A 16,497-nucleotide genomic window follows, 5' to 3' on the forward strand; every position below is an offset into this window, starting at 1 on the left:
AAAAAAGTCTATTTATATTTATTAATTCCAAGTATTTTAATAATGCTTGGAATTAACTTTGCCACATTACTAATTGTTAAAACTCCGATCTTTGTTTACACAGTTTTTTTAACATCAACATTAATTTCAATTTATTTGTATAAATTTGGAAGCAAGAACTTTACAAATAATCAAGAAAATAATTTGGAAATAAATTTAAAACCAGAATTTCAAAAGCAATTATCAGAATTAATTGGAGTTGTAGTTTGTGGAACTTTGCTACTAAATTTTATGAGTGTGTATTCATTTTGAATTTTAATAACTGACATTTTACCAACACCACAAGTTGTCATAATTGTTGTGATAATGGTTTGACTATTTTCAACTATTTTTGAATACAAATTATCAGCAGTTTTATTTATATTCATTTTTATTAATCCACTATTAATCAACATCTATGACAATTCTTTACTGATGATAGGGGCTGTTATTGGAACAATTCATTTAACCTTTAGTGTTAAAAAGTCACGAGAAGTTGAAAGCGAAAGCAACAATAAAATCTTTAATTCCCAATTTCGAGTACTAATTTTAGCTTTAATAATAGGATGTGTTCTTTTTGGATTTTTTCCTTACGCTGAGGATAGTATTTATATTGATTACTATGATTTTTCAAAAGCTTATAATATTGTAAATGTACTACCGTTATTATTGCTTCTAATAATGGTTAGTTTTCAAATTGATTGAAGATGAACTATTATAGCTATTATATTTTTACAAGTTATTCTAGGATTTACATTAGGATTCAGCAAACAGATCTCTTCACAAAATTATTTAAACTTATTATTTTTTAATGACGAATTATTTTTTAATCCAGATGAATTTAAGCAAGTTATGATTTTGCTAAAGGTTTTAATAGATATTATTTTCTTATCAATTTTAGGATTATTTTTATTAGTTATTAGTTATTCGTTAAATCAGCATTTTCAAAATTATATTTCCACACCTAAACCACAAGTTAATCCGAAGTATTTATTGATTACTTCTAGCTTATGATTAATTGTTGATGAATTATTTTTTATGGGAGAGGATTTTCAAAAAATTGAATATTCACAAAGTATTAATAATGCTGAAGCAAAAGATATTTTGGTAAATGAAAGTTTTGCTAGTTTATTTAAAACTATTAACCCATTTAATTTTATAAATATATTTTTACTGGTTAGTTTTTCAAGTGCCTTGGGATATTTGACCCCATATAGTGTTTTATTATTATTAAAATTTAATTGAATTACATATTTATATGTAATCATAGTATTGTTAATAAGAATTTTTGGAAGATGAAGTGATTTTATGTTAAGTAGTAATTGAATCAACTTTTCCAATTTAATACCAAAAAGTAAAGATAAAAAAACTAAATAATAAATTTACAAAAGAAAACTCACCAATGGTGTGAATATAATCTCTTATGTATAGAGGTAGAATAAAAAAATTATTCTAGTAAACTCTTTGCATAGGAGGTTTTTTTAATGGCCAATTTAAAAGGAAATAAAAGTCACATGACTTCTTTTGATAAAAAGTTAGAAATCGCGCAGGATTGATTGCAAAATCAACAAAGTTGAAAAAAATTAGCAGCTAAATACAATGTCTCATACTCGGCAGCTCGAAAATGAGCTTTAGGATACGAGCAGTTTGGGGAAGAGTATTTAAAGAGAATATCATCTAGAAAAGGACAAACTGCAGGTATTAGTAGAATTGGAGCGCCGTCTAAACGAGATAAATTAAGTTATGAATTGCATCGTTTGAAAAAGAAAAATAAGGAACTTGAAATGGAAAACGAATTTCTAAAGAAGTTCAATCAATACCTGGAGGATTTAGAAAAAAACAACAAATAAAATATCAGTCAATTGACACTCAAAGAAAATTATGACCGGTATCTTTTATCTGCAAAATTTTAAAAACAACTCAATCAAGCTATTATCGCTGAGTTAAAAATAATCGACCAAACTTTAATTACAAAATTGATCAAGAACTTTTAGATTTAATAGAAAGTATTTTTCAACAATACAAGGAAATTTATGGATATCCAAGGATTAGAATTGTTTTAAAAAACCAATATAATATTTATGTTTCAGGAAAAAAAGTATATCGCTATATGCAAGAATTAGGTATAAAATCCAAGACAAGAATCAAAAAGAAACACAAACCAAAAGAAATAAAAATTTTAAAAAACAGAAAACACGAAAATATTGTAAATCGAAAATGAAATAAATATAGTAAGGGCGAACTTTTTGTAACAGATGTTTCGTTCTTGCCATTTTCAAATAATAGATTTGCCTATCTTAGTATTTTGAAAGACGTTAGTACTGGGTTTATTGTTGGATATGATGTTTCTTTAAGGAATGACAACAAAATCTATCTAAAAACATTGAAAATGGCTGAGAGTTATTTTGATTTTGATAAAAATATAATAATCCATTCTGATAACGGATTTCAATATACCAGTGATGCAGTTGAAATATACTGTAGTAAAAACAATATAAAAATTTCGCTAAGCAGGCCTGGAAACTCCGTTGATAATGCTGTTGCTGAATCCTTTTTTGCTTGCTATAAAACAGAGTGGTTTAAGAAAACTTTTAAAACCTACTCAGAGGTGTATAATAATTTTATAGACTACATTAATTTTTATAACTTTAATAGAGTCATGATTAAGCACGAAAAAACTCCATGACAAGCATGGAGCACCTTATAGAATAAAAAAACTTATTCTATACTTGACAGAATAAGTTCAACTCACCAATGGTGAGTTTTCTTTTGTCTAAATTCTCTTGAAAATATTTCAACTATTTTAATTCATATAAAATATTTGCAAACAGAAAGGTTAGAACACTAGTTCTAGTTGAAATTGAAATATTTTCTCGATCGGGATAATCAATGATGATTAAATCGCTGGCTTGTAAAAATTTATGTTTTTGTGATGAAGAAGTTATGACAACAACCTTGTTACATTTTTGTAAAGCAATTTGAAAGTAGTTAACAATATATTGATTATCAATTCCAAAAGCAAAGAAGACAAAGAGGTCTTCTTTTTTTGCTTTGGTTAATCAAGCGGAATTATTTTTTCGCTGACTGTTAAAAAAGACGTTAAATCCCAAAAACTGTAATTCCCCAGCAAACAGAGAAACACTATCTTCTTGTTCATAACAAGATATTAAGTAACTATTTTCCGCAGTTTTAATATTATTAATTAATTTTTTTATCACAATTCCTTGATCATCAACTAGGTTTAAGTTTTTTTCAAAAAAATCGCGAAAGTTATTTTCAAGAACATCTTTATTTAAATTTTTTAAATTATTTTGATGAGGGTAATATTCATTTTCAACCTTAATTCTAATAACAATCTCTCTAAATCCTTCATAACCATACTTCTTGGCAAATGCTGTTAAAACTGACTCAGAAACAAAACAAGCTAAAGCACAATCTTTGCTTTTAATAACAACATTATTCTCCATGCATTCTAATAGGTATTTAGCAATTGATGCATAAGAAATATTATCTTGGTTATTGGCGATAGTAGTTAAGTTTTCTTTTATACTTTTGAACATCATAAAATCCTCTTTTTATAATTATATCTAAAAAAACTAAACTTCTATGGGAAAGTACTTTGGAATTTCGCAACTAAAACTTATCAAAGCTGATTTTATTGTTTGGCAATTTTAATTTGATATAAAAAAAGAGACAAAGAATGTCAGCAAAGGAGAAAAATAAATGTTGAAATTTCCTAAGAATTTTCAAATCGGCGCTTCTATGAGCGCAATGCAAACCGAAGGAAGGGGAACAACTAAAATTGGCAAATTAACCATGGATACTTATTTTGAAGAACATCCCCAATTATTTCATAACCAAGTTGGTCCAGAATTAACCAGTGATATCACCAATCACTATGTTGAAGATATTGGGTTGTTTAAAGAAATTGGTTTAGATTCTTTAAGAACAGGATTTTCTTGAGCCAGGTTATTCCCAGATGGGGTGACTTTAAATCAAGAAGCGGTCGAGTACTATCATAAATTTATTCAAGAATTTAAAAAACAAAATATCAAAATATTTATGACTTTATTTCATTTTGATATGCCAATGTGAGCTCATGAACTTGGAGGGTGAAGTTCAAATGAGGTAATTGAAAAATTTGTTAATTACTGTAATTTTGTTTTTCAAGAATTTGAAAATGAAGTTGATTACTATGTAACTTTCAACGAACCGTTGGTAACTGTTTTTGAAGGTTATACTGGGGTAATGCATTACCCAGCAATTAACGAGCCAAAGCTAGCAGCACAACAAGCCTATGGAATTTTTTTGGCCCACGCTAAAGTAGTTCAAAGTTTTAGAAAATTTCAGCTCAAAGCTCCAATTGGGGTGGTATATAATTGAAACTTTACCTTTCCGTTTTCACAAAGTCAAGCGGATATAAAAGCCGCTAGAATTTATGATGCCTATGTAAATCGCGGGCCGTTAAATATCATGGCCAATGGAACAATAGATCCAGTCTTAATTCAAACTTTAAAAGATTATCAAGTTCTGCCAAAATATACACCCGAGGAGTTAGAAATTATTAAAGCAGTTAAGGTTGATTTTCTTGGCATAAACTATTACTTTCCTTGTAGAGTGAAAAGTATTGCTTCAACCAATCCAAGCTGAGTATTAGAAACCATGAAGATTGAAATTCCCAAGACTGCTAAAATTAATCCTTATCGAGGATGGGAAATTTATCCCCAAGGTTTATATGATATTTCTATGGCCATCAAAACTGAATTCAATAATATTCCCTGATATGTGGCTGAAAACGGCATGGGTGTTGAAAACGAGGACCAATATCGTGGCAGTGATGGGGTAATCAATGATGATTATCGCATTGAGTATCTCCAAGATCACATGGGTCAAATTAAAAAGGGTTTGGATAATGGTTCAAGTTGCTTTGGCTATCACATTTGAACGGCAATTGATTGTTGGAGTTTTAGAAACGCTTATAAAAATCGCTACGGATTAATTGAGGTTAATTTAAAAGATCAAAGCCGAAAATTAAAAAAATCCGCTTATTGATATCAAGAATTAATTAAAAATAAAGATAAATAAGGAGTTTTTATGAAAAAAAATAAGAATTATTATATTTCCACAAAGCAATTATTTGATAGTTTAGGTGGTTATACCAATATTAAATATTTTACTCATTGTATGACCAGAATGCGTTTTCAATTACATAATCAAGATTTAGTGGATGAAGAGGGTATTAAAAATTCAGACTATGCATCAGGGGTCAATAAAAACAAGAGTAATGGGGAGTATCAAATTATTATTGGTGCTGATGTACCAAAGTTTTATAAAATATTTTGTGAAGTTAACAGTTATGATGAAGATGGTAAAACTATTTTAGAAAAGGAAGCTGATTTTTCAACTAAACAAGCAAGTGAAATTAAAGCGATGAAAGACAAATTCAAGGTCAAGGGATTTTTAAATACTAGTTTAGCATTTATTTCTAAAGTATTTTCACCAATCGTGATACCATTAGTGGGTTATGGATTAATATTAACTCTATGATCGCTTTTAACAGTTGAATGAAATGGTCCAGGAAGTATTGCGGCGGCAAGTTCACATTTCATCGGTCAAGTTGTGGGAATTTTAGATATTTTAGTTGGGGCTTTTTCGCTATTTATTACTGTTGTCATTGGTTATACTGTTTTTAAAGCAATGCAGGGAAATGGAATTTATGGTATTATAATTGCTGTGGTTCTAACAGCCCCAGGACTAGTTTCCATGGGAGATGTTAAACCTGAACCTGGTCAAAGTATTTTGCAAGCCTATGAGGGTTGAACCTTGTTTGGTGAGGGAATAGTTTATCCTTGAAAAATTAATTTTAATGGTTTGATTATTCCAATGATTATTGTGGCAATTTTGGGAGCCTATATTGAACGAGGAACTGAAAAAATAAGTAATAATACTTTGAAAATGATTTTAGCTCCAGTATTGATTATTGGGGGAACCTTTATCTTTGCGATTTTCATCATGGCTCCAATTGGACTATTATTTACTAACTATTTATCAATTGGTATAAACTGATTGAGCACTAATTTGATTGCTAAGTATGTGGCTATTCCAATTATTGCAGGACTTTATGGTCCTTTAGTAATTACAGGATTGCACCACTCTTTAACTCCTATTATTTTACAAGGACAAGCAACATACGGGGCAACTGTAATCCAAGGATTTATTACAATTTCAAATATTTCTCAAGGAGTTGCTTCAATTGCCTTTATGGTAATGCACAGAAGAGTAGTAAAAATGAAGGATTTAGGAATTTCTAATGGGGTTTCAGCCATTGTGGGAGGAATTACTGAACCATCTTTGTACACAATTAACCTAAAACATCTCTATCCTCTAATTGCTTGTTCAATCGGGGTTTTCAGTGGTACCTTGATTTTAGTGGCTTCTAATACTTATGCCTTACAAGGAAGTAGTTCGATTTTCGGGATATTAATGTATCTACTAAATGCTCCTGATAAAACTGGAGTAACTACTTGAATTGGGGGAGGTTATTTATGAGGGGTTCTGTCGATTTTAACAAGTTGTCTGATTACTTTCTCGATGACTATAATTCTAGGTAAAACTAAGTTCTTTTGAAATCGTAGTCGCGAATTGATTCTAGCTGATTACCACGAAGATATTGATGAACTAAAAAAGGTATCAAAAAAAGATTGAAAAGACATCATTTATCTAGAAAAAAGTAAAAAAACTGAAGCAAAAATGGCTCAAAAAGCTAAAAAAAATAAAGTTTTAAAATAATTGAAAAAAATCAACCTAAAAAATATCTTTGTGGTATTGTTAAAGGGTTGATTTTTTATGTCAAAAAAGGCTGCATTTTTTCTAAAATAATGCGAAAACCTTAATCCAAAGTTACTCTAATTAATGATTAATATTTAAAAAAAGTTGGAAAATGAACTAATTTTAAGCAAATTTTTTTGCTTTAATCAAGATATTTTTCTAAATATAAAATAAAATAGCGGAATATTATTCTAAAATAATTAAAATAAAACCTAAAAATTGACTAATAAATTAAAATAAAAATGATAGGAGAAAAAGAATTTGAAAAAATGAAAAATATATTTAGTGCCACATACTCACTGAGATAAAGAGTGGTATTTTACCAAAGAGGTTAGTGATGCTTATTTGGTTGACAATATGAAGCAAATCATCGAAGCGAATGACAAAAATGAAAACGAGGCTCCATTTGTCTTTGATGCTCAGTATTCAGTTGTTGATGATTTTTTAACATTATTTCCTCAAAAATTAGGAAAAATTAAAAAAATAATTAAGGATAGAAAATTAGTTGTCGGACCTTGATACACCCAAACAGATATGTTTAATGCAACTGGAGAGTCGATTGTAAGAAACCTATTAATCGGAACTAAGCTAAGTCAAAAGCTTGGTCATTCTATGGGAGTTGGTTATTTACCTGATACCTTTGGTTTCAACTCAAATCTACCTCAAATTATTGCTAAAACTCAAAATAAGGGAATTATCAATTGAAGGGGTGCTGATGATGAAATATTAAATAATAATTTATTTAATATTTGAGAAGCTGATGATGGAACAAAATGTCCAACTTACTCATTTTATAAACATGGATATTTCACTGGTGTTGGAGGATTGCTACAACAATATAATAAAAAATGATCTAAATCTGCAGATTGAAAAGAGTGAGATCCAAAAACACGCGCAGCCGAACACGCGCAATACTATATCAATTTTGCGGATTCAGAACTAGATTTTCTAAAAACTAAAGCGGCTTCATCAAATAACCGAATTCTAATGCCGGTAGGTTCAGATCAAATGCCAATGGTTTCGGGTTGAACTGAAATTGTTGCCAAAATGAACGAATTGGACCCGATTCATGAATGAATTCTAGGAGATTTTGAAAAATTCATGGATGACCTAATTAACGATCCTATTGTAATGAACAATGCTAATGTTATTAAGGGCGAATTTAGAAATGGTCGTTATGCAAGAGCTCATAAAACTATCACATCTTCAAGATATGATATTAAAAAACTTTCAAAAAAAGTTGAGTACCAAATCTATAATGAATTAGAACCAATGGGAGTTATCTTTTCTAAATTAGGAGGAGAATATCCGTTTGAAATTTTATTAGAAGCAACCAAAAAATTGGTAGCCTCTCATGCACATGACAGTCTTGGGGGATGTAATACTGATGAAACTAATCGCAGTATTTTAAATCGTCTTGAAGCGGCTAGTGCAATTGTTGAGTCTCAGACCACATTAATTAAAAAGAGAATTTGTGACGCTTTAAATTTAGGTAATGGTAATTTAATTATTTTTAACACCGCACCTTACACAAGAGAAATTGCAAATACTTTTGAAATACATACTAAGGAACAATTTTTTGAAATTCACAATGATAAAAATGAAAAAATTGATTTTAGTGTTGTCAACCAACGTTTTTTCAACAACGATGAATTTTCAATTCGCGAGGAAAGTCATATTTATGGTAATGGTTACCAAGCTATCGCAACTCAAAAAGATGATGGACCAATTAATGCAACAAATATTCTTTTAGAAGAAAACGTTAAAGGTAAATACACTACAACAATCAAATTGAACGAAACAGTTAAAGGTTTGGGTTGAAAAATTTTAAAAGTAACTGAAAATAAAAATAATAATTTTGCTCTAAAATTTGACAAGCAAGGTAGTGAGATAGAAAATGAATTATTTAAAATCAGTTTAGATAAAAATATGAATTTCACTTTACATAGCAAAAAAACTAACCAAATTATTAATAATGCCTTTAAATTAGAAGCAACTTTTGATGCTGGAGATACTTACGATTACTCCCCATCACATCACAACCAAGGAGAAATTCAAGAGCTAATTCATTTTAAAGTTAATACTCAAACCAATAATAAAATTCATATAATGACAATTGATGCGAGTTTTAAAGTTCCAGAAAGTCTGGATTCTAAAAATTTTGTTGAACAAGAAGTGCGAATTAAAATTATTTTGGAAAATGATTTAATTAATTTCAAAATTGAAATGACAAATGAGGCTGCTGACATTAGATGAAGATTTTTAAATAATACCTCCGTTAAAGATAGTAAATATTCATATGCAGATCAAAGTTTTGCTCTAGTTAAAAGACTAATAGATAATCCGAGTCACAAAAAATCAATTGATGAAAACTGAGTTGACGTTGCTGTTGAAATAGAAGCTATGGAATCAATGGTTGCTTTAAAAAACGAAAATTTATCACACGCTATTTTTACAAAAGGAACAAATGAATATCAAATTATTGGAATTCAAAAAGAAACTATCGCCTTAACATTATTTAGAGCAGTTTCTTATATCGGGCGACGCCACTTAATTTATCGAAAAGGAAGAGCTTCGGGAGTGGATGACTATCCTCATGCAACTCCAGAGAGTAATCTAAAAATAAATTTAAGTTTTGATTTTGCAATAAATATTTCTGAAAGTTTAGATAAGCAAAACCAAAAAGCAAAAGAATGATGTTGACCAGATACTTATTATCAAACTCAAAGTACTAATGTCTTTCATTGAAAAGGTGATACCTTTGTGATGACACAAAGAAAAATACCAACAATTTTACAAAGAGAGTTCTCTTTGCTTGATATAAAAGACATTGATAACTTAGTTGTAACAACTGTTAAAAAATCTTGAAATCAAAAATTTGATATTGTGCGTTTATACAACCCAACAAGTCAAAATATTACAATTGATACAAGTCTATTTAAGGGTGAAGCTGATTTATTAGATGTCAAAATTAAGGAATTTAGCAACATTATTAAGCCAAACCAAATTAAGAGTTACATTCTTAAATAAGAAAGGGGTTAATTAATTTGAAAAAGTTATTAAGTTTATTTGCTTCTGCTTCAGTTACTGTTTCCTCGGTAATGAGCGTGGTTGCTTGTGGAGGAGTAAATAATAGCAATACGATTTATTATTCATATGTTGATAATCGCACTGATAAGAATACAAAAAAACTATATACAGATGCAGCAGAAGAATATGCAAAGATTTATGGTAATGATTTTAAGTTTAAAGGAATTCGCTATGATGATAACAACCAATTGGCAACAGAAATGCAAACAATTGGTAACTCGGGAAGAAACATGCCAGATATATTTTTAGTCTCAGTTGATAATGCCACAAAATTAGCAACCCTGGGTTATATTTTGCCTTTGGATGGAGCTGATGCTATTCCTGAGGCTGGTGAAATTTTACAAAATTTAAACTATTCAATCGATAAGTCGGAAGCTGCCATGAATTTATGAAAACAGGGAACTGCAACTGAAACTGATTTATGATCTAACTTCATGCCATTTGCAGTTCAATCTTCTAAAATAAAAAGTAATAATCCAAAAGCTCGAGAAAAAGATGCAGCACAATACGGAATCACTACTTATCTAGGAGTCGGAGGAGGGAGTGCCCTGGTTTCTAATAGTGATGAAGCATTGAATAACTTCAAAAACTTAGGTTTAGTTCAGGCTGGAAATGAATTTGATGATCAAGGTCAAATTAATTGAGTCGATCAAGCTAATGTTTCTGTTGATAAATTAACTCAGGTATCTGCTTCAACAGGAAATTCAACTATAACTTCATTGTTTGATCGTGGTATGTGATGAATGTATCCGGTTTACTCAAATATAATGAGTGATGAAATTGATGGAAAAGTTTATAAAGCGGCTGATGTTGGAGTAAACTGAATAAACGATGAAAGTTTACCTTACTTTGATAGTGGTGAAGGGAAATACTCAAGTGTTTTCTCAAACAAATACTTTAAGAACAGCGCCCAAGAGGTTTTGGGAAAATGATTTGATTACTATTCTCAACAAATTAAAGTAGCGAAAAATACTTTAACAGGAACAACGGCGAATACTTCATATTTAAATATGAATCACCCAAGCCTAAATGCTGGAGTTCAAAGAAGTATGCTATCTGGAGGGGAAGGAATTACTAAGACTGGAGAAATTTCAGCTTATGGAATAAATTATGAACCAAGCAGTTACTTTGATATGTTAGGTGGATTTAAATCATTTACTAAAATTGATTACATGCCTTTGGAATTTGTTAAATTATTTGATAAAGATAATGAAGTTGATCTATTTAAAAAATATGACGAACAAGACATCGGTAAATGATTAGCACCAGCAGGAAGTGGAATGACAGTTTTCAATTCTCGTCTTGGATCCAATAAAAGTCGCTTAAAAGCTTCTCAAAGATTTGTTGAATTAATGTTTGGTGCTAAGGAAGTCGAAGATAAAAATGGAAAAACCACAATTGTTCATTCAGATGATGGGGGACAATGAAACTTTGAAAAATCATTTACTAAGAGTTTAGAAGTTCCTTCTAAACTAGCAATTGTTGATGAAAGTCAAACTAAAAATGAAATTTTTGAAAAAAAATTAGAAGAAATCGCTGACAATAAATTTGCTCGTGCAATTGATGAGGTAGCAAACTTTGAAGGTAAAAACAATGAAAAAATAGAAAAAGAAGCAGTAATTAGACTTGAGAAATATCAAATTTGATTAGCAAGTGTGCTTTATGGAAGTGCAGAAACCACTCTATCAATGGCGCCTAATGTTTCTTCATATGATTTTGCCACAAATAATGACTGACATGGTAATAATGCAATGTTACCTAGCTTAAATAATGCTTTCAAAATGAGTGATTCTCAATTTGAAAATGTTTATGGAAAATTATCAGACACTGATACAAGTTACAAATCATCAAAAGAATATATTAGTAAACGTGAAGAGTTCATTGCTAATTTAATGAGAATCTTAACTCAACTAAATTACGAACTGGGTAAAAAATAATTAAAAAAGAAATGGGTGATTAAATGGAACTTGCTTCAAAAAAACAACTAGTAGAAATCAAAAAGCGGTCAATTAGTAACTTTGAAAGTTTTAAAAAAAATAGTAAAATTTTAATTCCTAAATGAGTACTAATAGTTGTACTTTGCGCAGTCTTTGTTAATATTGTGTTGCTTAGTGTTATTCTTTTTGCCAATATTTTCGATCTCGACGCAATTATTAACGGTGCTAATTCTACTAAGGAAGAAATAGCCAAAGCTCGCGAAGTATTTACCTTCTCAATAATTTCTTATCTTTTAAATTGTTTTATTGATGTGGTATTTATCTTCTATATTTATAGAGCTACCAAAAAAAATCCGATCGGAAGCATATTTTGTTTCACCTGAATGGCTGTATGAATGGTATTTACAATCGGAGTACTATTTGTTTTTCAAGGCTTTCTAGTGGTAAGAATACTAAATCTTTTGGTTGGAATAAGTGTTGTAGGAATTATCATTTACCTATTTTATTTATTAAGCCAAAATAAAAGAATATTAATGTATCAAAGAGAAAAAGAAAAACATTCATTATAGAAAGAGGTGCCAAATGACTTCTGCCAAAATTGAACAAATTAAGAAATTTCAAAAATCTGATTTACAAGCTCTTTCAAAAGATGCTAGCATTAAGGCTAATGTAAAAGTTTTAAAAGATGATTACAATGGATTTAAAAGAAATCTCAAGGATGAGAGAAAATTTAAATTAGCTGAATTTAGTGTTGCAAGAAACTTGGAAAGAAAATTATATTATTTTTTCGATAATATATTTCACAAAGAAAATGTTGAAAAAAATAAAAGTAAAATGGATTATTACAAGAATAAGCGTCAAGAATTAATTGTCGACTATGGATATAAACCTACAAAAGAAAAAATAAAAATCAAAAAAGAAACTCATAAATTAAATATTGCCCAAGTAAAAAATAAATATAAATCATCTCAAAAACAACGAGTTGAGGATAATTTATTAATTGCGGCAAATGGCAATTGGTATGAAAATGAATTTTCGAATTTACCAATAACTCAAATAAAGGTATTTAAACAAGAGTATCGTTTGAAAAAAACTGAATTTAAAAATTATCGTCAATCAATAGAATTTAAAGAACTTGATAAAAATGAAAAGAAATTGAAATATTTAGAGCAAAAAGTTGAGTTGAGCGAAATTGAAAAGAAATTTTCTTATGATGGATACTTGAACCAAGCCTTTGCAGAAAATGAAATTGATTTTCTAAAAATTTATTGAGAAAAAAAAGATGCTTATGAAAAGAAATTGAAATTAAGTATTGAAAAATATTTAAATTTGCGAGACAATGTAAACTCTTCAAGTAAACAAGAACAAAAAAAAGTTCTTACTGAATTGAAAAAACAATATTGTGAAGATAAAAAATCTAATTTCATTAGTATGATAAAGCGTCAAACTAATTATAAAGCTTATCAAACTAAAAAAACAGATATTAAAAATAAATATTTATCTGATAAAAAAACTATTATTTTTTCCAATAAAGTATTGTTAGCAAAATGAGAAATCAAAAAAATTAAAAATGACTTTAAGCAAGATTTTAATCACGATAAATTAATTCTGGTTTCTAAAAATGCTGATGCTACAAGTAAAATACCTGTACAACAATCAAAATGAAAAAAATACTTAGCTTGCACTTTAGGATTAATACTTCCTGGAAGTGGTCAAATATATAATGGCCAATACGTAAAGGGGTTAATTATGTATGCCTTGACTGCGATAATGGCCTTATTAGTTGCTTATGCATTTGGTTTTGGAAATATTGAAGGTAACGGGATTATCGGTCTTATTACATTAGGTAATTCAGAATACTTTTGATCCAACGGGGATGCGCGATACTTTGTAATTGAAGGAGCTTTAGGGGTTTTATTCTTAAGTTTTGCAATTACATATGCAATTATATCTGCTCGCGAATCATTTTTAGTAGCTCGCGCCAAACAGGATGGAGCTCGAGTAAAATCTTGATTAGAAACTAAAAACTATTTCAAAGATGAGGGATATCCAATTGCTACATCAATTCCAGCATTCTTACTTGTTATGTTTATTATTTTCGTACCAATTATATCAACAATTTTATTAGCATTTACTAATTATGGTCCAAATAATGTTTCTAACTTTGAATGAGTTGGATGGGAACAATTTAGAACTGTTTTCAACGGAGACTGAACCAATACAATGGTTTCGGTTTTAGGATGAACTGCAATTTGAACGGTTTTCAATGCTTCGGCTGCTTTCTTTCTGGCTTTCATTTTAGCAAGTTTAGTTAACAATCAAAGAATCAAGGGTAAAGTCTTCTTTAGATTAATTTACATTCTTCCATGAGCCATTCCTGGATTCATTTCAATTCTGTTATTTAAAGTAATGTTTATGCCAGGAAGTATATTGAGTAATATATTTGGAAATGATAATTTCCAAACCACACCATTTTATGCAAAAGTTTCATTATTAATGATTCAGACATGAATGGGGTATTGTGTCAACTTTGTCTTAATTACAGGAATTCTTCAATCAATTCCAAAAGATTTGTATGAAGCTGCTGAAATTGATGGAGCAAGTTCATTGAAAAAAACTTGAAAAGTAACAATCCCATTAATTATTTTCCAAATGACCCCAATTCTAATTGGACAGTTTATTGGCGCCTTCAATAACTTTAGTATTATTTATCTATACCTGGATGGAGGACCATATGATGTTAACTCAACATTATTTGGTGGAGCAGGAACAACCGATACTGTCGCATCACTAATCTTCAAATTAATTCAAGGTGGTGAAGTTGCAAAAGCTTCAGTTCTAAACATTGTTGTCTCTGGGGTGATTGTAGCGATCTCAGTTGGAGTTCTTATTAAATCAAAATCAGTTAAAGGAGGGACAGCCTAATGCAAACTTTAAACCAACAAAGCTTATCTTTAAAGAGCAAAATAAAAAAATCAGAAAAAACAATTCCTGATCAATTAATTTTCTCTGTCGCCTCAGCCTTTAAGGAATTAAAGGGACAAAACTATTTTAGTATAAATAATAACGAAAAAATAAACTTTGACCGAAATGATTTGGCAATGGCAATTCGTTGCTATAAAAAAGAGGATTTAAACTGAAACTACAATTCAATTGCTTTGCTAATATTAAACGATCAAGTTAAAAATTATGATTTTAACAAGGATTTAAATTATCATTTAGCTTTAAAATTTGCCAGTCTTTCATTTTCCTATGAAAGAGATAAACAAAGTAAAAGTATTACTCAAGGTTATGAAGTTCTCAAGGGTTTATCGCTCAAACATGCCTATGAATATAAAAAAGAATTTTACACCGAGCTAAAACTAGCATATGAGCTTAAAAATAACCTTGATAAAAACATTTTTATCGATAACCAACGCTCTTTAGTAAAATCAGATCATGGTAGTTTTTGAGATATCACAAGAAGTGTCTTCCAAGTTTTTACTGGAGAGATACAAAATTTAACAAATACAAAAACTAACTATATAGATTATAAAAAAATCGGACTGCTTTGTGCAGAGTATAATTTATTAAAATTAGAAGCAGAAGCTTTTTTAAGAAATAAAAAAAATAATGGACTAGTAAATTCGGAAAATTATAATAATTTTTCAAGTACAATGATTTTAATTTTAGATGATCTTAAAAAGAGCCTCTACTTCATGAAGGACTATCGTGTTGAGGCAATGTTTTCAAATATGACAGAAATGAATGTTAAAGTTCACTTATCCGATTTGCCTCCAATGTCACCAATTGAGTGAATGGGAATGTTGATCCGTTATGGAATATTAATTCTTTGAGCTTTAATAATTATTTTTCCGATTGTTATACTAATTCAACAAGGATTTAATCTTAACAATCAAAAAGTTATTTTAGATATTCAAAACTTTGAGTTCTCATTCAATAATTATAGAAGGTTATTTGAACAAACTTTATTTTTAAAATGACTTTTAAACTCAATCATTATCGGATTTTTCACAATGATTATAACAATATTTATTATTTCATTAACAGCTTATTCGTTTAGCCGTTTTAAATATCGAGGAAAAAGAAGCTTTTTGATAGCATTATTGGTTTCTCAAATGGTTCCAGTATTTACATCTTTATTAGTATTCTATATTTTTACAGAATTGTTAAATAACGCTTTCAATATGCCAAGAATTGCAACCTTGCTATTAATTTATGTTGGTGGGGGAGTTGCAAGTAATACCATTATTCTAAAAGGATATATGGACTCGATATCTCAAGATATTGATGATGCTGCAAGAATTGATGGGTGTAGTCACTTCTGAATTTTCTTAAATATAATATTCCCTTTATGTAAACCAATGTTGGTATTGATTGCATTAATGTCATTTATTGGGCCATTTGGAGATGTAATTTTACCATCCCTTATTTTAAGAAATCAAGAAGACTATACGGTCGCGGTTGGACTAAATATGTTTATTAATAGTGAAAGATTAATGAATTATGGAGCCTATTTTGCTGGTTCAACCTTGGTGGCTGTACCAATTGGAGTACTATTCTTAGTATTACAAAAATTTGTCGTATCAGGAATGACTTCTGGTGGAGTGAAAGGATAGTTAAT

11 protein-coding genes are annotated in these 16,497 nt (G+C 29.4%); 10 read left to right on the forward strand and 1 reads right to left on the reverse strand.

Going from position 1 to position 16,497, the window contains the following annotated elements; translation table 4 throughout:
• Positions 1-42 precede the first annotated feature (42 nt).
• The 3 genes from SALLE_RS01570 (at position 43) to SALLE_RS06050 (ending at position 2,725) form a co-directional block, all read left to right on the forward strand.
• Positions 43-1,395, forward strand: coding sequence for a hypothetical protein (locus SALLE_RS01570; RefSeq protein ID WP_162807924.1), 1,353 nt, complete (start codon positions 43-45; stop codon positions 1,393-1,395).
• 107 nt (positions 1,396-1,502) lie between these two features.
• Positions 1,503-1,868: a helix-turn-helix domain-containing protein gene (locus SALLE_RS01575; protein WP_115557889.1), complete on the forward strand. Its 366-nt coding sequence runs from the start codon at positions 1,503-1,505 to the stop codon at positions 1,866-1,868.
• Positions 1,869-1,897: 29 nt separating this feature from the next.
• Positions 1,898-2,725 (forward strand): IS3 family transposase, encoded by an 828-nt coding sequence (locus tag SALLE_RS06050; protein WP_245886026.1) that lies wholly within the window; start codon positions 1,898-1,900, stop codon positions 2,723-2,725.
• 91 nt (positions 2,726-2,816) lie between these two features.
• Here the strand turns inward: SALLE_RS06050 and SALLE_RS01585 are convergent, their stop codons facing one another.
• Entirely contained in the window at positions 2,817-3,581 is a 765-nt protein-coding gene (locus tag SALLE_RS01585; RefSeq protein ID WP_115557890.1) for a MurR/RpiR family transcriptional regulator, read from the reverse strand.
• Positions 3,582-3,741: 160 nt separating this feature from the next.
• Between SALLE_RS01585 and SALLE_RS01590 the strand changes: the two genes are divergently transcribed.
• The 7 genes from SALLE_RS01590 (at position 3,742) to SALLE_RS01620 (ending at position 16,492) form a co-directional block, all read left to right on the forward strand.
• The gene (locus SALLE_RS01590) at positions 3,742-5,103 is read left to right on the forward strand and encodes a glycoside hydrolase family 1 protein (RefSeq protein ID WP_115557891.1); all 1,362 of its coding nucleotides are present in this window, start codon (positions 3,742-3,744) and stop codon (positions 5,101-5,103) included.
• A gap of 9 nt (positions 5,104-5,112) precedes the next feature.
• A complete protein-coding gene (locus tag SALLE_RS01595; protein ID WP_115557892.1) occupies positions 5,113-6,807 on the forward strand; it encodes a PTS transporter subunit EIIC in 1,695 nt (564 codons plus the stop codon).
• 300 nt (positions 6,808-7,107) lie between these two features.
• Entirely contained in the window at positions 7,108-9,876 is a 2,769-nt protein-coding gene (locus SALLE_RS01600; RefSeq protein ID WP_115557893.1) for a glycoside hydrolase family 38 N-terminal domain-containing protein, read from the forward strand.
• 17 nt (positions 9,877-9,893) lie between these two features.
• Positions 9,894-11,873, forward strand: coding sequence for a lipoprotein (locus SALLE_RS01605; protein WP_115557894.1), 1,980 nt, complete (start codon positions 9,894-9,896; stop codon positions 11,871-11,873).
• Between the two features lie 23 nt (positions 11,874-11,896).
• Positions 11,897-12,442, forward strand: a complete 546-nt coding sequence (locus SALLE_RS01610; RefSeq protein ID WP_115557895.1) for a hypothetical protein — start codon at positions 11,897-11,899, stop codon at positions 12,440-12,442.
• A gap of 13 nt (positions 12,443-12,455) precedes the next feature.
• The gene (locus SALLE_RS01615) at positions 12,456-14,798 is read left to right on the forward strand and encodes a carbohydrate ABC transporter permease (protein WP_115557896.1); all 2,343 of its coding nucleotides are present in this window, start codon (positions 12,456-12,458) and stop codon (positions 14,796-14,798) included.
• Positions 14,798-16,492, forward strand: coding sequence for a sugar ABC transporter permease (locus tag SALLE_RS01620; protein WP_115557897.1), 1,695 nt, complete (start codon positions 14,798-14,800; stop codon positions 16,490-16,492). The genes SALLE_RS01615 and SALLE_RS01620 overlap by 1 nt, the downstream gene beginning before the upstream one ends.
• Positions 16,493-16,497 lie beyond the last annotated feature (5 nt).

This window comes from Spiroplasma alleghenense (assembly GCF_003363775.1).
Taxonomy (GTDB): Bacteria; Bacillota_I; Bacilli_A; order Mycoplasmatales; family Mycoplasmataceae; genus Spiroplasma_B; species Spiroplasma_B alleghenense.